Raw genomic sequence first — 19,210 nt, 5'->3', positions numbered from 1 at the left:
AGGCATGCATCTAATTCGTATCGATTTTTTGTCTTTGCGCGTCACTTGGCGAGCCGCTAATGGTCAGTATTCGAAGCTGCCCCTTACCCGGCGGCGCGATGGCCTTTGAGGGCACCGTTGCACCATCACACAGCGCACGAGATTGAGAGGAAGCTCACCCATGGCCGAAACTTCAGAGCCGAGATTTTTGTTTGATCCCTATTTGGACTGGGCGGGAAATCAAGGCATCCCTATCGTTGAGGACTTCGGCGTCGACCTGACGAAAGTCAAAACCAAGCCATGGGGCTGGTTCGATGCCAAGGGCGCGCTCGTGCATCTGAAGGGGCGCGGCGACTTCGTCACCATGTTCGTGATCGACCTCGATCCGGGCGCCAAATCGGCGCCGCAGAGCCACTTGTTCGAGGAAGTGATCTACGTCCTCGACGGCCACGGCTCGACCACCATCGAGACCCATGACGGGCGCACGCACCATTTCGAATGGGGACCGAAGAGCCTGTTCGCGCTGCCGCTCAACGCCAAATATCAGCATTTCAACGGCTCCGGCCAGGAGCGTGCCAGGCTCGCCTCGACCAACAATCTGCCACTGGTCATCAACCTGTTCCACAATGACGAGTTCATCTTCCAGAACCCGTACCGGTTCGTCGACCGGGAGGGCAAGGAGGGCTATTTCTCCGGCGAGGGCGACTTCATACCCAAGCGGCCGGGCCGGCATATGTGGGAGACGAATTTCATCTCCGACCTCGCCGAGTTCGAGCTGCAGCACTGGGCGGCCCGCGGCGCCGGCGGATCCAACATGATGTTCGTGCTCGCCGACGGCACCATGCACGCGCATATCTCCGAGATGCCGGTCGGCACCTACAAGAAGGGCCATCGGCACGGCGCCGACTTTCATGTCTGCTGCGTCAAAGGCGAGGGCTATTCACTCTTGTGGTACGAGGGCGACAAGGACTTCGTCCGCGTCGACTGGGGCCATGGCGTGGTGTTCGCGCCGCCGGACGGCATGTTCCACCAGCACTTCAACACCAGCCCCTACAAGGCCCGCTATCTGGCCACCGCCTTGGGCGGCCTGCGCTACCCGACGACCCAGGAGAAGAAGGACATCTTCATGGGTATGGACGTCAACATCCGCGATGGCGGCGCCCAGATCGAATACGAGGACCAGGACCCGCGCATCCACGGCATCTATCTGGAGGAGCTGCACAAGCACGGCGTGGAGTCGAAAATGTCCGAGTTCATCGATGAATCGCCCTATCAGAAGGTGACCGCATGAGCTTCGCCTGCTGACCAATTCACAACGGCCGGAGGGCGGACGATGAGTGAGAGCAACGAACCGAGATTTCTGTACGACCCTTATCTGGACTGGGTCGCGGGCGAGGGCGTGCCGGTCGTTGAGGGTTTCGGCATCGATCTCATCAAGGTCGAGACCGGGCCTTGGCCCCGGTTCGACACCGACGGAGTCATCGCGCACCTCAAAGGGCGCGGCGATTTCGTCTCCGTGTTCATCATCGACTTGCCGCCGGGCGCCAAGTCGGCGCCGCAGCGCCACCTGTTCGAGGAGGTGATCTACGTTCTGTCCGGCCACGGCTCGACGCGGATCGAGACGGCCGACGGCCGCAGCCACCATTTCGAATGGGGGCCGAAAAGCCTGTTCGCCCTGCCGCTGAACGCCACCTACCAGCATTTCAACGGCTCCGGCCGGGAGCGCGCCAGGCTCGCCTCGACCAACAACTCGCCGATCGTCATGAATGTCTTCCACAATGACGATTTCGTCTTCAACAACGACTTCCAATTCAAGGACCGCGAGGGCAAGGAAGGCTATTTCTCCGGCGAGGGCGATTTCATACCCAAGCGGCCGGGTCGGCACATGTGGGAGACCAATTTCGTCCCCGACCTCGCCAGGTTCGAATTGAAGACCTGGGAAGCGCGCGGCGGCGGCTCGTCGAACATGAAGTTCATCCTCGCCGACGGCACCATGCACGCCCATTCCTCGGAGATGCCGGTCGGCACCTACAAGAAGGGCCACCGCCACGGCCCCGACTTCCACGTCTATACCGTCACCGGCCATGGCTATTCGCTGCTGTGGTACGAGGGCGACGAGGACTTCAGGCGCGTCGACTGGCAGCACGGCGTCGTCTTCGCGCCGCCCGACATGATGTATCATCAGCACTACAACACGGCGGAGGAGCCGTCCCGCTACCTGGCGGTGGCGCTGGGTAGCCTGCGCTATCCCTTCACGGCCTCGAAGATGGGCCTGTTCTCGGGCGGCGTCGACAAGAGCGTGCTCGATGGCGGCAACCAGATCGAGTACGAGAATCAGGACCCGCGGATTCACATGATCTATCTGGAGGAACTGCGCAAGAACGGGGTCAAATCGCGCATGGGCGAATTTATTGATGAATCGGCCTATCGCCGTGCATCAGTCTGAAGCGTTTCGTCATGCATGAACTTGGCTTCGACCATCTGCATCCCTCCGCCGAGGATCGCGCCCGCCTCAGCGAGACCATCAACTCCGTCGACAATGTCGACCTGACCACGGTCGGCATCGATGTGGGCTCTTCGACCTCGCACCTGATGTTCTCCATGGTGCATATGCAGCGGCTCACCGAGGCGCTGTCGAGCCGCTTCGTCATCGTCGGCCGCGAGGTGATCTGGCGCTCGCCGATCATGCTCACCCCCTACCGCGGCGACGACACCATCGACGCCGACGCGCTGAAGCGCTTCTTCGATCGCTGCTACGGCGAGGCCGGGCTGAAGCCTGAGGACATCGATTCCGGCGCGGTGATCCTGACCGGCGAGGCGTTGAAGCGGCGCAACGCGCGGGCCATCGCCAATCTGTTCGCGGCGGAAGGCGGCAAGTTCGTCTGCGCCAGCGCCGGACACAATCTGGAGGCGGTGATGGCCGCCCACGGTTCCGGCGCGGTGGCGTTTTCCAAGAGCGAAAAGAACATCGTGCTCTGTGTCGACATCGGCGGCGGCACCACCAAATTCGCCCTGGTGCGCAACGGCCATGTGCTCGCCAAGGCCGCGGTGGCGGTCGGCGGCCGGCTCGTGGCCTTCGACGGGAAAGGCCGCATCTCCCGCATCGAGGACCCGGCGCTCGGCATCGCGCGGGAGGCCGGCGTTACGCTCGAGCTCGGCGAAAAGCTTTCCGACGCCGACCGCGAGCGTCTGGTCGCGACCATGGTCGAGGCGCTCGTCGCCTGCATCCGCCAGCAGCCGCAACGCGGCCTCGTCGCCGAGCTGGCGCTGACCCCCTGGCTTCCGGCGGAGCCGAAGCCGGACGTCATCGCCTTTTCCGGCGGCGTCGCGGAGTTCATCTATGGCCGCGAAAGCGGCGATCACGGCGATCTCGGCCGCCAGCTCGCCGACGGGCTCGTCGCGGCGTTGCAGGACAGGAAGATCCCCTACCCCGTCTACGACCCGGGACAGGGCATCCGCGCCACCGTGATCGGCGCCTCGCAGTTTTCGGTTCAGGTCTCCGGCAACACCATCCTGGTGTCGCACCCCGAAACTTTGCCGTTGCGCAACGTGCCGGTGATCCATCTGCACCTTCATCTGAGGGGCGACTTCACTGCCGATCAGGTGAGCGCGGAGATCGCGCGCGCGCTTGCCCGCTTCGACATCGCCGAGGGCGACAGCACCGTCGCGCTGGCCTTCCGCTGGGAGGGCGAGCCGCTGCACGCGCGCCTCCACCGCCTCGCCGAGGGCATCTGCAACGCCATGCCGAAGACCTTGCGGGCCGGCCAGCCGATGATCCTGATGATGGACGGCGATGTCGGGCGGACGCTGGGCGAGATCCTGCGCCGCGAGCTCGACGTTAAGGGCGCCATCGTCTCGGTCGACGGCTTGCAGCTCAAGGATTTCGACTATGTCGACATCGGCGCGGTGATCCGGCCGACCAACGTGGTGCCGCTGATCATCAAGTCTCTGCTGTTCTCGGCACCCGAAGCGGCCCTCGCGGCGGCAGCGGGAAGTTAGGACACTTCGACGGCGCGGTGCGCGGCACCGCTCTAAAGGATGCATGTGCCATGACCATGCTGGTGTCGAGGCTGGGGCGAGATGCGCGGGTGCTGGGCCTGGTTGGCACCGGGCACTTTCTGAGCCATTTCTACAATCTCACCCTGCCGCCGCTTCTGCCGCTGCTGAAGACCGAGTTCGACGCCAGCTACACCGCGCTGGGCCTCGCCATGACCTGCTTCTACGCCGCCTCGGGCATCGTCCAGGTGCCGATCGGGTTTCTCGTCGACCGCATCGGCGGCCGGCTGGTTCTCGTCGCCGGGCTGATGGTCGAGGCCGGCGCCATCGGCCTGATATCGCTCGCCCAGAGCGTCGAGGCGCTGGTTGCGCTCGCCTTCCTGGCCGGGCTCGGCCACAGCGTCTTCCACCCCGCCGACTACAAGATCATCTCCGCCTCGGTGGAGGAGAAGCGCATGGCGCGCGCCTTCTCGATCCATACGTTCTGCGGCCATCTGGGCAGCGCCATGGCGCCTGCTGTGATCATCTTCCTGGTGGCATTGGCCGACTGGCGCGCGGCCTTGGTGATGGCGGGCGCGGTCGGCATCATCACCGCCATCGTTATCCTCCTGCAGGGCGACGTGCTGCGCGACGACGCAGCCGTAGCCGAGCGGCCGGAGAAGACGGAGGCGCCGTCCTCGGCGGCCGTGCGCACCGGCTCGACGGCGGAAGGCATCCGCTTTCTCATGTCGGTGCCGATGCTCACCTTCTTCCTGTTCTATGTCATGACCTCGGTGACATCGAGCGGGATGAACACCTTTTCGGTCACCGCCGTGGTGTCGCTGTTCGACGCGCCGCTGGCTGCGGCCAATACGGGGCTGACCGGGTTCCTGTTCGCCAGCGCCATAGGCGTGCTGATGGGCGGCTTCATCCTCGACCGCACCAGCCGCCACAATCTGGTCGCCGCCCTGGCTTTCCTGCTTACGGCGGTTGCCGTCATGATCATCGGCTCGGTGGCCCTGCCGAGCGTGCTGCTGATCGTGCTGTTCACGCTCGCCGGCTTCAGCCAGGGCGTGGTGCGGCCGGCCCGCGACATGCTGCTCAGGGCCGCCGCGCCTCCGGGAATGATCGCCAAGTCCTTCGGCTTCGTGTCGACCGGCATGGCGGTCGGCGGCATGCTGGCGCCAGTGCTGTTCGGCTGGCTCATCGATCTGGGCGCGCCGCAGGCGGTGTTCTGGGCGCTCGCCGGTATCATGCTCGTTGCCGTGCTCATCGTGTTGGTCCCCCTGTCAAGAAAACGGTAGTCAAGACCCATGGACCTGATATCGACCCTTCTCCTCGGCGTCCTGCTCGGCATGCGCCACGCGCTCGATGCGGACCATGTGGCGGCGGTCGCTTCTCTTGCGACGCGAAGCGCCTCGAGCCGCGAGACGGTGCGGCTCGGCATCGCCTGGGGCGTCGGGCACACGCTGACGCTGTTTGCGGTGTCGGTCGCCGTGCTGCTGCTCGGCGCCTCCTTTTCGGGACCTGCCGCCACCATGGCCGAGTTCGCCGTCGGGATCATGCTGGTCGTTCTCGGCGCCGACGTGGTTTGGCGCGCGGCGCGACAGCACATCCACGCCCATCCCCACGCCCACGCCGACGGCAGCGTGCATCTGCACGCCCATTCCCACGCCGGCGAGCAGCAGGCGCACGAGCACTCGCGCCACCGCCACGGCCACCGCGCCGGGATGCCGGCGCGCGCGCTCGCCGTCGGCCTGATGCACGGGCTTGCCGGCTCGGCGGCGCTTTTGCTGCTCACCGTCGCCACCGTCGAGCGGCCGGCGCTCGGCATTCTTTATGTGGCTCTATTCGGCGCTGGCTCGATCTTCGGCATGGGGCTTCTGTCGCTGGTGGTCGCCCTGCCGCTGCGCGCCCTTGCCCGCCATGCGACGCCACTTCTTGGCGGCCTGCACGTGCTCGTCGGCGGCGGCACCATGATCCTCGGCGCCTGGATCATGGTTGAGCTTGCGGCCTGAGACGACAGCAAAACGGAGGTGATCATGGACGTAGCGGTGAAAGCCAATTTCGACGAGGCTCAGCGCACTCTGCGCACCGAGCTTTCCGCCTGCGTGCGGCTGATGCACGATGCGGACATCCTCAACTATAACGGCCATGTCAGCGGCCGCATCGCCGGCGAGGAGACGCTTCTCATCCACTCGCTGTCGACGCCGCGCTCCGAAGTCGGTCCTCAGCACTTCGTGGTCTGCGATCTGGACGGCCGGGTCGTCGAGGCGGCCCCCGGCCTCAAGGCGCCGAGCGAGGTCTTCATTCACAGCGAAATCTACAAGGCGCGGCCCGACGTCGGCGCCATCGCCCACATCCATTCGGAAAATGTCATCGCCTTCACACTGACCGAGGAAAGCCCGTGCCTTAAGCTGATGCGCTGCGACGCGGTGCGCTGGCGCAGCGGCATTCCGACCCATCCCGACCCGACGCGTATCCGCGACAACCAGCAGGGTGCCGAGCTTGCCGCCACCCTCGGCCCGCATCGGGCGGCCCTGATGCGCGCCCACGGCGCGGTGCTGGTGGCCCCCGACGCGCGCGCCGTATTCGCCGATACGATCCAGTTCGACGAGAACGCTCGAGCCCAGATTCTCGCAGCCACGCTCGGCACGCCGGCGCCGCTGACCGAGGCCGAGCTCGACGCGCTGTCCGAGGCCTCGCCGCCGCAATTCATCGACCATTACATGAACAAGATCTGGCAGTATTATGCGCAGCGCGGCTTGGCGGCGGGGCTCTTGCCGAAGGAATGGGCGGAGCATCTGGCCTAGGGGCCGATATGGACGAGGCCGAGCTGCGCGCCGAAATCGTCGCTTTCCTCGACGCCCATACGGTGATGTCGCTGGCCACGGCGAGCGCCGCAGGGGTTCACGCCGCCTCGCTGATGTATGCCCGCGACGGCTTTGCGCTCTACTGGGTCTCCGATCCCGACTCCCGCCATTCCCGTGAGCTTGAGGAAAACCCGCGAGTCGCCGCGACGATTGCGCCCGACTATGACGATTTCAAAGAGATCCGAGGGCTGCAGATCCATGGGCGCGCGCGCCGGCTGAAGAGTCCGGCCGCCCGCGCCAAGGCCATTGCCAAGCTCACCATGCGCTACTCGTTTCTCAAGCAGTTCTTTTCCGGGCCCGCCGACCTGGTGCGGCAGATGCGCAATGCCGTACCCTACCGCCTCGACCCTGAGCACATCACCCTCATCGACAATTCAAAGGGCTTCGGCCACCGCGACGTCCTTGTGCTTGACGAGCGCAACCGGTGACGGGGGTTGACGAGGCCGTTGCGGCTGGCACAGTGAGGCCTCTGTCATGGATTCGGAGTGAAGCTATGCGTCGGCAGAAGACAGGCTGGGCATTGACGGCGATGCTGCTTTTCGGCGCGCTGACGATGGCGGGCCCGGCCGCGGCCCAGTGCGGACAGGGGATCTCCTTCGAACGCTGGCTCGACGGAATCAAGCGCGAAGCCGCTGCCGCCGGCATCTCGCGGAACACCATTGCCAGGGCGCTCGAGGGCATCACCTTCGACCAGAGCGTGGTCAATGCCGACCGCCGCCAGCGGGTCTTCTCTCAGAGCTTCCTCGAATTCTCTGACCGCATGGTCGCCCAATACCGCCTCGCCCAGGGAGCCAACCTGTTACGCAAATATTCATCGACATTCTCCCGCATCGAGCAGCGCTTCGGCGTGCCGGGCCCGGTGCTGGCCAGCTTCTGGGGGCTCGAGACCGATTTCGGCGCCAATATCGGCAAGGGGTCGACGCTGCGCGCGCTGGCGACGCTCGCCTATGACTGCCGGCGGCCGGAGGTGTTTCGCCCGCAGCTCCTCAGCGCCCTGCGCATCGTCGAACGCGGCGACCTGCAGCCGCACGAGATGATCGGTCCCTGGGCCGGCGAGCTCGGCCAGACCCAGTTCCTGCCCTCGCACTATGTCGATTATGGCGTTGACTTCGACGGCGACGGCCGGCGCGATCTGTTGCGCAGCGCGCCCGACGCGCTGGCCTCGACCGCCAACCTGCTCGCCGCCCATGGCTGGCAACGCGGCGAGCCGTGGCTCGAGGAGGTGCGCGTGCCGGCGCGCATGCCTTGGGACCAGGCGGACCTTGCGATCATGCACCCGCGCAGCCAATGGGCGCGCTGGGGGGTGCAGCGGGCAAACGGCGCGCCGCTTTCCGCCGACGCCATGCCAGCGACGCTGCTCCTTCCCATGGGGCGCAATGGGCCGGCCTTCCTCGCCTACCGCAATTTCCAGGTCTATCTGGAATGGAATTCCTCCCTCGTCTATGCGACGACGGCGGCCTATTTCGCCACCCGCCTTGCCGGCGCGCCGAAGGTCTCCCGCGGCCGCGGCGAGGTGACGCCGATCAGCTACGCCGAGACCAAGGAATTGCAGCAGCTCCTGCAAAGGCAGGGGCTTTCCGTCGGCAAGGTCGACGGCATCATCGGCGAGCAGACGCGGGCCGCGGTCAAGGCGATGCAGATCAGGCTCGGCCTCCCCGCCGATTCCTACCCCACCCATGAACTCTTGGCGCGCATGCGCGCGGGCTGAGCGGGCGATATCCACGGCGGCGGGTGGGAATGCCAGGGCCGCCGGACGCACCTGCTATTTCTGACTCCGCTCGCGCCAATAGCCGAAAAGGTCTGTCCGCTCGGCAAGAGCAGAGACCGCGACGCCCGCCGGCAGCGCCCAAAAGCCCGACGTGATCCCCAAGACCGAAAAGGGCGTCGCAGCGACCGCCAATGCGACCAGCGCTCCGAACCGCAACTTGCCGCCGAATGCGGTCTCCAGCGCCCCTTGCAGCGATGAGAGGATAGCCAAGCCGGCAAGGGTCACCACGAACGTCCGGGAAGCGCCACCAGCAAGGAGGTCAGCGTCCCCGCCCCGAGCGCGATCGTGACCGTTAGCACCGCCGCGATCGTCGCGGCCCAATAGCGCCTCTCCTTTGGGCCCGCTTCCGGTCCGGCGAGGATGGCCGCCCCGGTTCTGGTGACCGTGGAGGCATGACCTCCGAGAAACGCATTGACGATCGAATTGACGCCGGTCACGATCGTAATTCGCGCGACCGGGACGGGGTACTCCTGCGCGATCAGGAACCCCAGGCCCTGAACGTTCCCCAGGCCCATGGCCAGAATGATCATCGGAAGGCTCACGGCGACAAAGGCCGCAAACGAGAAATCCATTCCCGGATAGCCCAAGTCGGGAAACGCGAAGGAGATCGCTCCGGGAGCCGTATCGCCGAACAGAAAAACCGCCACGCCGCCGACGACGATGGCCAGCCCCATCGGCGGCACCTTCGGACTGGCGATGAACCGACCGGCCAGATAGGCGCCGAGCGTGACGCCCGCCACCAGCACGTCGCTGACGGTCGCGGCGACCATCCGCGTCACATAGACGAGGATGCTGCCGCCGAACATGCCCATGACGATCGGCAATGGCAGCCACACCATGATCCGCTCGCCGATTCCCAGAAGCCCGAGAACGACGATCGCGATGCCCGCCATCAGATTGGCGCCGGCGATCTCCGGAAACGTGAACTTGCCGGCGAGCGTCCCGAGATAGATCATTCCCGGGATCGTCCAGGTAATCGGGATCGGCTGCCGGTAGTAGAGCGAAAGGCCGACGGTGACCGCCGCGCTTGCAAACCAAATAATGAAAATCCAGCTCGACGACTCCGCCCGGCTAAGCCCAAGCGAGGCCGCAACCTCCAAGTGGAGCGGCAGAGCGCCGAACGCATACCAGACATAGGCCGTCAAGCCGGCCCAGAATGCGGCCATATTGAGATCGTTGAGACGAGTCCCCCACATCGGGACAGACTAGAGCGGTTCCCGGTCATAGGAAACCGGTTAGCCGGGTACGCCTCTAGACAAACTTCCTGAACATCTTCGTCCGATCGAACAGCGCCTCGAGCGTTTTCATTCGATCCTTGGTCTCGTCCCAGGTTGCGGTTTGAACGGCCGCGATCAGCGTTTCGACGATGAACAGGGTGACGACCGAGGAGTCCCACGCCGACGGTGCCTCGATGCGGGCGTGGAAGCTGTGGGTGGCGTGCTTGGCAACCGGAGAGCCCCATTGGTCGGTAAAAAGCACCAATGTCACGTCCTTCGACTTAGCCATTTCGGCCAGCCGCAGGATGTCGCGCTCGTAGCGGCGCACGTCGAAGGCGACGAGCACGTCGCCTGCCTTCATGTTCAGCACATAATGCGGCCAGGTGTTCGAACTTGAGGCAACCAGCGTCACCCCGTTGCGGATCACCTGCATGTGGGTGAAGAAATACTCGGCCAGCGACCGCGTGATCCGGCCGCCGACCATGTACACCGCGCGCTTCCGGTCGGCCAGCAGCGCGGCCACGGCGTTGAAGACCTCAGGACTGACCTGCCTCAGCGTCTGACGCATATTCTCCATGACCGCGTCCGCGAAGCGGTTCAGGATGTGAGTATCCGGCGCGTATTCCGCCCAGCGGTCATGTTTGGCGATCGGGTTGGAGATCGTCGCCTCGAGCTCGGCGCGCAGCGTGGCCTGCAGATCAGGGAAGCCGCCAAAGCCCAGCTTCTTGGCCATGCGCACGACGGTCGGCGTCGAGACGTCGGACGCTTCGGCAACGGTGGTGATGCTGCCCAGTCCCGACACCGGATAGTTCGCCAGTATCGCGTTGGCGAGCTGCCGCTCGGCCCGGGTCAGGCTCTCGAACTTGCCGCGAATGCGTTCTGCGACCGTGAAGTCCTGCGCCGTCTCCATAGCTGCTTGCCTCCCGATCAGCGACGCGACAGGTCGACGCCAAGCGCCGATGAAACAGAATTTCCACAGAGTACGCTAAAGAAGAGATTTTTTCAGAAATCCACTTGACTGTCTCCACATTTCTGAAAAGCTAATTTCGGATTGAGGGGGAGAGTGCCTTTGGTCATGGTGATCCACTCAGCAACGGACGATCCTGCCGCGAACGGGGTCGTTGAAGTGATCAATCCATCGGCCAAAGGGGATTTCGTGCTCGTCTGCGAACACGCCTCCAATTTCATCCCCGCCGAATTGCACGATCTCGGGCTGACGGGCGATGCCGTAAAAAGCCACATCGCCTGGGATCCCGGCGCATTGCGGGTCGCCCGGGAGATGTCGTCGATCCTCGGCGCACCGCTGGTTGCGCAGCGCGTCTCTCGCCTCGTCTATGACTGCAACCGCCCGCCGGAGGCGCAAAGCGCCGTGCCGGCGGAAAGCGAAATCTACCGGATTCCAGGCAATGTCGAACTTTCGGCCGCCGCCCGCCGGGCGCGGATCGAGCAGTATTATGCGCCGTTTCGCGACGCGCTGGCCGCCTGCCTCGACCGGCGAATGGCGACAGGGCGCGCGCCGGTGATCGTTACCGTTCATTCCTTCACCCCGGTCTTCAAAGGCGTGAGGCGCGACCTCGACATCGGCGTTCTTCACGACGCCGACAGCCGGTTCGCCGACGTGCTTCTCACGATCATCGAAGCGGAAACCGGCCTCGTGATCCGCCGCAACGAGCCTTACGGCCCGCAGGACGGCGTGACCCACACGCTGATCGCGCACGCCCTGCCCCGGGGTCTGTTGAACGTCATGCTCGAAATTCGCCATGACCTGATCGCGGATGCCGCCAGCCAACGCGCCATGGCCGAGCTGCTGTCGGAATGCCTGGTGATGACGCTGGCGGCAATTGGGGAAACGACGAACGGCTCCGAACGCGCACAGGGCGCCAACTGACAAAAACCTGGCCCGGCGATGGCAGGCCAAGGGGAAAGACATGGACGCACGAACAGGCGGCGCCACTTTCAGGATCGAGGATGGGTGGATCGGACAGCGTGGATCGATCGCGCATGTCACGGATGACGCTCGGCCAGCGGAGTAGTTTGACTCCGGAAAAAGAAGTCCTGTTTGAGCAGGAAGAAGTATATGCCTAGAGCAATAAGAACTTACATACGGTATGTTGAAACAGTAAACCGTATTATCGGCCGTCTCATGATGTATTTCATCTTCGTTATGATTGGTATCCTTCTATTTTCATCTATGTCGAGAACCTTCTTTAATGTATCCTACATTTGGGTTGTGGAGATGGCGCAATTCACGATGGCTGCCTATTACTTGCTTGGCGGCGGCTACTCCATGCAGCTCGATTCCCATGTCAGAATGGATCTTCTCTATTGCCGGTGGTCGCCGAGAGGAAGAGCCGTAGCCGACTGCATTACCGCTTTGTTTCTCCTCTTCTACCTGGTGTTTCTCCTCATCGGCGGCGTTTCAAGCACGCAATATGCACTGCAATACGGGCAGGTGAATTACTCCGCCTGGGCGCCATACATGGCGCCGATCAAGATCATCATGACCATCGGCATCGCGCTGATGCTGCTGCAGGCCGTCGCTATATTCTTCAGGGACCTGGCCACGGCCAGAGGGGAGACGCTGGCATGAGCTATGAGCTTATCGCTCTGCTGATGTTCTCCACGATGATGGTCATGCTTTTGACCGGACAACGCGTGTTCGGCGCGATCGGTTTTGTGGCCACGGCGGCGGCTTTGCTCCTGTGGGGGCAAGGCGGCGAGGAAATGCCGTTCAATGCAAGCTTTCAGTTGCTGAACTGGTATGCGCTCGTAACCCTGCCGATGTTCATTTTCATGGGCTACATGCTGTCGGAGTCGGGCATAGCCGACGACCTCTACAGAATGTTCCATGTCTGGTCGGGTCCGGTCAGGGGCGGCTTGGCCATTGGGACAATCGGCTTGATGGTCATCATATCGGCCATGAACGGGCTGAGCGTCGCCGGCATGGCCATCGGCGCCAGCATCGCCCTGCCGGAAATGCTCAGGCGCGGCTACGACAAGGTGATGATCACCGGGGTCATCCAGGCCGGCAGTTCGCTCGGCATCCTGGTGCCCCCCAGCGTTGTCCTTGTTCTTTATGGATTAATCGCCAGGCAACCGGTCGGGCAGCTTTGGCTGGCCGGCGTATTTCCCGGCCTTATGATGGCGGGCCTTTTCATCGCCTATATCGCCGTCAGATGCCAGCTTCAGCCCCAGCTCGGTCCGGCCTTGTCTTTGGAAGAGCGACAAATCGGCTGGGTGGAAAAGTTTCGGCTGCTCAGGGCCGGCATCATTCCCCTGATCATCTTCTTTGCCATGACCGGCCTGTTCCTGATGGGGGTGACCAGCCTCGTCGAGAGCTCCGCCGTCGGCGCGGCATCCGCCACCATTGCCGCCCTCGCCAAGGGCCGGCTGACCCGGCAGGTGCTGGAGGACACGACACGCAAGACCCTCAGCATCAGCTGCATGTTCATGTGGATCATTCTGGCGGCACTTTGCTTCAGCGCCGTTTTTGACGGTCTCGGCGCCGTGCGCGCGATCGAATCTCTGTTTATCGAGAGGTGGGGGCTGAGCCCGTGGGGCATCTTGGTGATGATGCAGCTCTCCTACATCCTGATGGGGATGTTCCTGGACGATACGGCCATGCTCGTCATCGTCGCCCCTCTCTATGTCCCCCTGGTCATCGCTCTGGGATTCAACCCGATCTGGTACGGCATTCTCTACACGATCACCTGCCAGATCGCCTATATGACGCCGCCCTTCGGCTACAACCTGTTCCTTATGAGAGCGATGGCACCACCGGAGATAACGCTGGGGGACATATACCGGTCGATCATACCCTTTGTTGGGGTCATGATACTCGGATTGGCCATAGTCATGATCTTCCCCCAGATCGCCCTGTGGCTACCAGAGCAATATTATTTGAGATGAATTTGCAAAACGGCGAATCTGTTGCAAACACCGAGACATAAACGACAGGAGGTTTGGGACCCGGAGGAAACATAACTGCTCTATTCGGGAGGCTATACGCCCAATAGCGGGTTAGACTCTGGTCAAATTACCAGGAAGGGAGCGAGTGACATGACAAAGACATCTAAGATGAACAAACGCGAATTTCTCAAGACGGCAGGAGCAACGACGGTCGCCGCAGCCGGCGCCGCGACGTTGAGTGCGCCCTATGTGAAAGCGCAAACTCCCATCAGGTGGCGGCTTCAAACCTATGCCGGCTCCGCGTTGGCGGAGCATGTCATCAAGCCGTCGATTGACGCGTTCAACAAGGTCGCCAATGGAGACATGGTCATCGAGCTGTACAACGCCGATCAGCTGGTGCCCCATGGCGAATTGTTCCGCGCCATGCAGCAGGGCACGATCGATGCCGCCCAGAGTGACGACGACTCCATCGCCGCCCCTGTCGACGTATCGGTGTTCGGCGCCTACTTCCCCTTTGCGACGCGTTACAGCCTCGACGTTCCGGCCCTGTGGAACTGGTATGGGCTGAATAAGATCTGGGAAGAGGCTTACGCCGAAGTGGAAGGCGTCACCTGGCTCAGCACGGGGGCGTGGGATCCCTGCAATTTCTCCACCACCAAGCCGATCCGTTCGCTTGCGGACCTCAAAGGGCTGCGCGTGTACATGTTCCCGACCGGCGGCAAGTTCATGTCCCGGTTCGGCGTCGTCCCGGTGGCCCTTCCCTATGAAGACGTGGAAGTCGCCATTCAAACGGGCGAACTTGACGGGGTCAGCTGGTCCGGCATCACCGAGGTCCACACCGTCGGCTGGGCCGAGGTGACCAAATACTACCTGACCAACCCTATTTCCGGTGCCTGGGCGGGCTCGTATTTCGCCAACACCGAACGATGGAACGCAGTGCCGGACCACCTGAAGGAACTGTTCAGGCTTTGCATGGACAGCTCTCACTACTACCGGCAGCATTGGTATTGGTGGGGCGAGGCCAACTACCGCACGAAGGGTAAGCTTGAGCTGACCACGATTCCCGAATCGGAGTGGAAGACGGTGGAGGACGAAGCCGTCAAGTTCTGGGACGAGATTGCCGCCCAGAGCCCGAGGAGCGCCAAAGTGGTCGAGATCCTCAAGCAATACAATGCGGACATGGCCAAGGCCGGTCCTCCCTACCGCTACTGATTGGCACCGATTCAGTGCGGCATGAATGCCTTCCTGAAGCTTAAAGAAATGCCGATAGAAGGCTGATTTCATTAACTATCCCCGGGGGGATACCCCCGGGGAAGATGCGGCCGACAGTGAGACGACAAGACCTATTGGAGGCAGATTGCGGCGGGCGTAAAGGACGGTTCTAGGGCAACTTCAAGAGATAAAGGCCGCATCCGGTTCGGCCCTCGTGTGGCCGCTCCCCTTCACGATCAAAGTCAGAATGGCGGTCCAGATGGCAGGTATCTTGACACTCGACGAACTGAGAAAAGCCGTGACGTCGGGCGAGATCGACACCGTACTCGTTTGCATGGTCGACATGCAGGGGCGGCTGATCGGCAAGCGCTGCCAGGGCGAATATTTCGTCGATGAGGCGCACGAGGCAACCCACGGCTGCGACTATCTCCTCGCCAACGATATCGACATGGAGCCGGTGCCGGGCTACGCGGCGGCGAATTGGCGGAAGGGCTATGGCGACTTCGTCATCAAGCCCGACATGGCGACGCTCAGGCGCATTCCCTGGCTCGAAGCCACGGCGCTCGTCCTGTGCGACGTGCTCGACCATCACACGCAGCGGGACGTGCCGCACAGCCCGCGGGCGATCCTGAAGCGGCAGATCGCGCGGCTTGCCGAGAACGACATGAGGGCCTTCATGGCCTCGGAGTTGGAGTTCTATCTTTTCGACGAGGATTACGAGGCGATCCGGCAGAAGCACTACGCAGATCTGGCGACCGCCGGGCACTATATCGAGGACTATCACATCTTCCAGACGACCAAGGAGGAGGATGTGATGCGGGCGATCCGCACCGGGCTCAACGCCGCCGGCATACCGGTCGAGAATTCAAAGGGCGAATGGGGGCCCGGCCAGGAGGAGATCAACGTCCGCTACGACGATGCCCTGACCATGGCCGACCACCACGCGATCCTGAAAAACGGAATCAAGGAGATCGCTCACCTGAAGGGCAAGGCCGTGACCTTCATGGCCAAGTGGGACTACCGTCTCGCCGGCTCCTCCTCCCATGTCCACGCATCGCTCTGGGACAAGGCCGGCAAAAAGTCCCTGTTCTTCGATCCGAAGGCCGAGTTCGGCATGTCGAAGCTGATGCGCCAGTTCATGGCGGGGCAGATCAAATATGCCGGTGACATCACCTGGTTCCTGGCGCCTTATATCAATTCCTACAAGCGCTTCCAGGTCGCCACCTTCGCGCCGACCAAGGCGATCTGGAGCCGCGACAACCGCACCGCCGGTTTCCGGCTCGTCGGTGAGGGCTCCAAATCGGTCCGCAGCGAGTGCCGCATCGGCGGCGCCGACCTCAACCCCTATCTCGCCTTTGCCGCGCTTCTGGCGGCCGGCCTCGCGGGGATCGAGGAAGACTTGGAGCTGGGCGCCCCGTTTGTCGGCGACGCCTATTCCGGCAGGCGCTTGCGCGACATTCCGAAAACGCTTCGTGAGGCGATGAGGCTCATGGACAGGTCGAAAATGCTGCGCTCAGCCTTTGGCGACGACGTGATCGACCACTATGTCCACACCGCTGAATGGGAACAGTTTGAATATGATCGCCGGGTCACCGACTGGGAGCTGAAACGGGGCTTCGAACGGTATTGACCGGCAGGAGCGAAGAGCCGTGTCTAAAAACGTGAAAATCATCTCGCCGATCGACGGCTCGGTCTATGCCGAGCGGCCGGTCGCCGCCGACGCCGAAGTCGATGCAGCCGTCAGCGCAGCCCGTGCCGCGCAGGCGGAATGGAAGAACGTCCCGATCGCCGAGCGCAGCCGATACGTGCTCGCCGTCCTCGACGCTCTGATTGCCATGAATGACGACATCGTCACCGAGCTTGCCTGGCAGATGGGCCGGCCGGTGCGCTATGGCGGCGAAAAGGGCGGCGTGGAGGAGCGGGTGCGGGCCATGGTCGAGATCGCCGAGGATGCGCTAAAGCCATATGTCCCGCCGGAAAAGCCCGGCTTCCGCCGTTATGTCGCCCGCGAGCCGCTCGGCCTCGTGCTCGTCATAGCGCCGTGGAACTATCCCTACCTGACGGCGGTGAACTCCATCGCCCCCGGCCTCATCGCCGGCAATGCGGTGATCCTGAAACACGCCAGCCAGACGCTCCTCGTCGGCGAGCGCTTCGCCAAAGCTTTCGAAAAGGCAAGCCTGCCGAAGGGGTTGTTCCGCAATCTTGTGCTTTCGCATGAACAGACCGAAAGACTGATCGGGTCGGGCAAGATCGACCACGTCAATTTCACCGGCTCGGTGTCCGGCGGCAAGACCGTCGAGCGGTCCGCGGCCGGGACATTCGCCTCGCTCGGCTTGGAGCTCGGCGGCAAGGACCCCGCCTACGTCCTGGCCGACGCCAAGCTCGACCATGCGATCGCCGGCCTCGTCGACGGCACTTTTTACAATTCCGGCCAGTGCTGCTGCGGCGTCGAGCGGATCTATGTCGATGAGCGGGTCTTTGACAACTTCGTCGACGGTTTCGTCGACCTGACCAACAAATACGTGGTCGGCAACCCGCTCGACGCAGCAACGACCCTCGGCCCGATGGCACGCGGGTCCTTCGCCGACACGGTTCGCGCCCATACCGCCGAGGCCGTGCGCAAGGGAGCAACGCCGCTCGTCAACATGAAGATTGCAAACGACAAGGAAGGCTCCCCTTATCTGGCCCCGGAAGTGCTGACCGGCGTCAATCATCAGATGCTGGTCATGCGCGAGGAAAGCTTCGGCCCGGTCGTCGGCATCATGAAGGTGCGAGGCGACGAGGAGGCCATCGCCCTGATGAACGACAGCCCCTACGGATTGACGGCTTCGGTCTGGACCGCCGATATGGATCGCGCCGCGGCGATCGGCGCTGAGATCGAGACTGGCACGGTCTACATGAACCGCTGCGACTATCTCGACCCCTATCTCGTCTGGACCGGCGTCAAGGATACCGGCCGCGGCGCCACCCTGTCGAAATACGGCTATGAGGCGCTGACCCAGCCGAAAAGCTACCATCTGCGCGAAGTTTAGCCGGCTTCGCTATTCAGGACATCGAAATGACCGCACCGACCGCAAACTGGAGCTATCCGACCGCCATCCGCTTCGGCGCAGGCCGCATCAAGGAGCTTGCCGAAGCGTGCGCGGCGGCGGGGATCGCCCGCCCGCTTCTCGTCACCGACAAGGGGCTCGCCAACCTGCCGATCACGAAAAACGCCCTCGACATCCTCGATGCCGCGGGCCTCGGCCGCGCCATATTCTCGGATGTCGATCCGAACCCGACCGACAACAATCTCGACGCCGGCGTCGCGGCCTTCAAGGCCGGCCGCCATGACGGGGTGATCGCGTTCGGCGGCGGCTCGGCGCTCGATCTCGGCAAGCTGGTGGCGTTCATGGCCGGCCAGACGCGGCCGGTATGGGATTTCGAGGATATCGGCGACTGGTGGACGCGAGCGGATGCCGACGCGATCTTCCCCAGCGTCGCCGTGCCGACCACCGCCGGCACCGGCTCCGAGGTCGGCCGCGCCGGCGTCGTGACGAACTCCCGGACACATGTGAAGAAGATCATCTTTCATCCGAAGATCATGCCCTCGGTGGTCATCTGCGACCCGGAGCTAACGGTCGGCATGCCGAAAGCGATCACCGTCGGCACCGGCATGGACGCCTTCGCCCATTGCCTGGAGGCCTACTCATCGCCCTTCTATCATCCGATGAGCCAGGGGATCGCGCTCGAGGGGATGCGGCTGGTCAAGGAGAACCTGCCCAGGGTCTTTGCCGACGGCGGCGACATCGAAGCCCGCGCCCATATGATGAGCGCCGCGGCCATGGGTGCGACCGCCTTCCAGAAGGGGCTCGGCGCGGTGCATGCGCTCTCCCACCCGGTCGGCGCCCTCTACAACACCCATCACGGCACCACCAACGCCGTGGTGATCCCGCCGGTTCTGCGGTTCAATCGCCCAGCCATCGAAGACCGGCTCGCGGCGGCTGCCGCCTATCTCGGCATCGCCGGCGGCTTCGACGGGTTCTACGATTTCGTGCTCGGTCTGCGCGCCAAGCTCGGCGTGCCGGACAAGCTGCGCGATCTCGGCGTCGGCGATGACCGCATCGACGAATTGGCGGCCATGGCCATCGAGGATCCCAGCGCCGGAGGCAATCCGGTAAAGCTGACTCTCGATTCCGCCAAGACGCTGCTCGAAGAGTGCATCTGACCTGCCAATCGGGCCTCCCCTGAGATCGCCCGCAGGCTCGGAACGATAAGCGCCGCAGGGAAAAACCGCC

General features: G+C 63.4%; 16 protein-coding genes and 1 pseudogene. 15 read left to right on the top strand and 2 right to left on the bottom strand.

Features of this window, described 5'->3' with window-relative positions:
* The first annotated feature begins 160 nt into the window (after positions 1-160).
* The 8 genes from Q8P46_10265 to Q8P46_10230 all read left to right on the top strand — a co-directional run bounded on the left by Q8P46_10265 (position 161) and on the right by Q8P46_10230 (position 8,535).
* Positions 161-1,270 carry a hypothetical protein gene (locus Q8P46_10265; protein MDP2620542.1) on the top strand — a complete coding sequence of 370 codons (1,110 nt, stop codon included), beginning with the start codon at positions 161-163 and terminating at the stop codon, positions 1,268-1,270.
* A gap of 42 nt (positions 1,271-1,312) precedes the next feature.
* Entirely contained in the window at positions 1,313-2,425 is a 1,113-nt protein-coding gene (locus Q8P46_10260) for a hypothetical protein (GenBank protein MDP2620541.1), read from the top strand.
* A gap of 11 nt (positions 2,426-2,436) precedes the next feature.
* Positions 2,437-3,978, top strand: a complete 1,542-nt coding sequence (locus Q8P46_10255) for an ethanolamine ammonia-lyase reactivating factor EutA (GenBank protein ID MDP2620540.1) — start codon at positions 2,437-2,439, stop codon at positions 3,976-3,978.
* A gap of 50 nt (positions 3,979-4,028) precedes the next feature.
* The gene (locus Q8P46_10250; GenBank protein MDP2620539.1) at positions 4,029-5,258 is read left to right on the top strand and encodes an MFS transporter; all 1,230 of its coding nucleotides are present in this window, start codon (positions 4,029-4,031) and stop codon (positions 5,256-5,258) included.
* A 9-nt stretch (positions 5,259-5,267) separates the two neighbouring features.
* Positions 5,268-5,972 (top strand): urease accessory protein, encoded by a 705-nt coding sequence (locus Q8P46_10245; GenBank protein ID MDP2620538.1) that lies wholly within the window; start codon positions 5,268-5,270, stop codon positions 5,970-5,972.
* A 24-nt stretch (positions 5,973-5,996) separates the two neighbouring features.
* Complete coding sequence (locus tag Q8P46_10240) at positions 5,997-6,767, top strand: class II aldolase/adducin family protein (GenBank protein ID MDP2620537.1); 771 nt, start codon at positions 5,997-5,999, stop codon at positions 6,765-6,767.
* An 8-nt stretch (positions 6,768-6,775) separates the two neighbouring features.
* Complete coding sequence (locus Q8P46_10235) at positions 6,776-7,255, top strand: pyridoxamine 5'-phosphate oxidase family protein (GenBank protein ID MDP2620536.1); 480 nt, start codon at positions 6,776-6,778, stop codon at positions 7,253-7,255.
* Positions 7,256-7,320: 65 nt separating this feature from the next.
* Positions 7,321-8,535 carry a lytic murein transglycosylase gene (locus Q8P46_10230; protein MDP2620535.1) on the top strand — a complete coding sequence of 405 codons (1,215 nt, stop codon included), beginning with the start codon at positions 7,321-7,323 and terminating at the stop codon, positions 8,533-8,535.
* 54 nt (positions 8,536-8,589) lie between these two features.
* Here Q8P46_10230 and Q8P46_10225 read toward each other — a convergent pair.
* Positions 8,590-9,761, bottom strand: a pseudogene (locus Q8P46_10225) (benzoate/H(+) symporter BenE family transporter).
* Between the two features lie 85 nt (positions 9,762-9,846).
* On the bottom strand, positions 9,847-10,722 hold the full coding sequence (locus tag Q8P46_10220) for a MurR/RpiR family transcriptional regulator (GenBank protein ID MDP2620534.1): 876 nt from the start codon (positions 10,720-10,722) through the stop codon (positions 9,847-9,849).
* 165 nt (positions 10,723-10,887) lie between these two features.
* Between Q8P46_10220 and Q8P46_10215 the strand changes: the two genes are divergently transcribed.
* The 7 genes from Q8P46_10215 (at position 10,888) to Q8P46_10185 (ending at position 19,140) form a co-directional block, all read left to right on the top strand.
* Entirely contained in the window at positions 10,888-11,700 is an 813-nt protein-coding gene (locus Q8P46_10215; GenBank protein ID MDP2620533.1) for an N-formylglutamate amidohydrolase, read from the top strand.
* A 189-nt stretch (positions 11,701-11,889) separates the two neighbouring features.
* Entirely contained in the window at positions 11,890-12,402 is a 513-nt protein-coding gene (locus tag Q8P46_10210; GenBank protein ID MDP2620532.1) for a TRAP transporter small permease subunit, read from the top strand.
* Positions 12,399-13,721: a TRAP transporter large permease subunit gene (locus Q8P46_10205; GenBank protein MDP2620531.1), complete on the top strand. Its 1,323-nt coding sequence runs from the start codon at positions 12,399-12,401 to the stop codon at positions 13,719-13,721. The genes Q8P46_10210 and Q8P46_10205 overlap by 4 nt, the downstream gene beginning before the upstream one ends.
* 150 nt (positions 13,722-13,871) lie before the next feature.
* Complete coding sequence (locus tag Q8P46_10200; protein MDP2620530.1) at positions 13,872-14,933, top strand: TRAP transporter substrate-binding protein; 1,062 nt, start codon at positions 13,872-13,874, stop codon at positions 14,931-14,933.
* A gap of 259 nt (positions 14,934-15,192) precedes the next feature.
* Complete coding sequence (locus Q8P46_10195; protein MDP2620529.1) at positions 15,193-16,563, top strand: glutamine synthetase family protein; 1,371 nt, start codon at positions 15,193-15,195, stop codon at positions 16,561-16,563.
* A 19-nt stretch (positions 16,564-16,582) separates the two neighbouring features.
* Entirely contained in the window at positions 16,583-17,965 is a 1,383-nt protein-coding gene (locus Q8P46_10190) for an aldehyde dehydrogenase family protein (GenBank protein ID MDP2620528.1), read from the top strand.
* A gap of 26 nt (positions 17,966-17,991) precedes the next feature.
* Positions 17,992-19,140, top strand: coding sequence for an iron-containing alcohol dehydrogenase (locus Q8P46_10185; protein MDP2620527.1), 1,149 nt, complete (start codon positions 17,992-17,994; stop codon positions 19,138-19,140).
* The last annotated feature ends 70 nt before the right edge of the window (positions 19,141-19,210 follow it).

The sequence above is a fragment of the Hyphomicrobiales bacterium genome, from assembly GCA_030688605.1.
In the GTDB taxonomy this organism is placed as follows: Bacteria; Pseudomonadota; Alphaproteobacteria; order Rhizobiales; family NORP267; genus JAUYJB01.
The sequence above is the reverse complement of the archived record's forward strand: the minus strand, read 5'-3'. Positions and strand labels throughout refer to the sequence as shown.

Bases quoted from the DNA above. Each gene is read 5' to 3' on its own strand.
- Q8P46_10265 (MDP2620542.1), top strand. From the start codon at position 161: ATGGCCGAAACTTCAGAGCCGAGATTTTTGTTTGATCCCTATTTGGAC.
- Q8P46_10260 (MDP2620541.1), top strand. From the start codon at position 1,313: ATGAGTGAGAGCAACGAACCGAGATTTCTGTACGACCCTTATCTGGAC.
- Q8P46_10255 (MDP2620540.1), top strand. From the start codon at position 2,437: ATGCATGAACTTGGCTTCGACCATCTGCATCCCTCCGCCGAGGATCGC.
- Q8P46_10250 (MDP2620539.1), top strand. From the start codon at position 4,029: ATGACCATGCTGGTGTCGAGGCTGGGGCGAGATGCGCGGGTGCTGGGC.
- Q8P46_10245 (MDP2620538.1), top strand. From the start codon at position 5,268: ATGGACCTGATATCGACCCTTCTCCTCGGCGTCCTGCTCGGCATGCGC.
- Q8P46_10240 (MDP2620537.1), top strand. From the start codon at position 5,997: ATGGACGTAGCGGTGAAAGCCAATTTCGACGAGGCTCAGCGCACTCTG.
- Q8P46_10235 (MDP2620536.1), top strand. From the start codon at position 6,776: ATGGACGAGGCCGAGCTGCGCGCCGAAATCGTCGCTTTCCTCGACGCC.
- Q8P46_10230 (MDP2620535.1), top strand. From the start codon at position 7,321: ATGCGTCGGCAGAAGACAGGCTGGGCATTGACGGCGATGCTGCTTTTC.
- Q8P46_10220 (MDP2620534.1), bottom strand. From the start codon at position 10,722: ATGGAGACGGCGCAGGACTTCACGGTCGCAGAACGCATTCGCGGCAAG.
- Q8P46_10215 (MDP2620533.1), top strand. From the start codon at position 10,888: ATGGTGATCCACTCAGCAACGGACGATCCTGCCGCGAACGGGGTCGTT.
- Q8P46_10210 (MDP2620532.1), top strand. From the start codon at position 11,890: ATGCCTAGAGCAATAAGAACTTACATACGGTATGTTGAAACAGTAAAC.
- Q8P46_10205 (MDP2620531.1), top strand. From the start codon at position 12,399: ATGAGCTATGAGCTTATCGCTCTGCTGATGTTCTCCACGATGATGGTC.
- Q8P46_10200 (MDP2620530.1), top strand. From the start codon at position 13,872: ATGACAAAGACATCTAAGATGAACAAACGCGAATTTCTCAAGACGGCA.
- Q8P46_10195 (MDP2620529.1), top strand. From the start codon at position 15,193: ATGGCAGGTATCTTGACACTCGACGAACTGAGAAAAGCCGTGACGTCG.
- Q8P46_10185 (MDP2620527.1), top strand. From the start codon at position 17,992: ATGACCGCACCGACCGCAAACTGGAGCTATCCGACCGCCATCCGCTTC.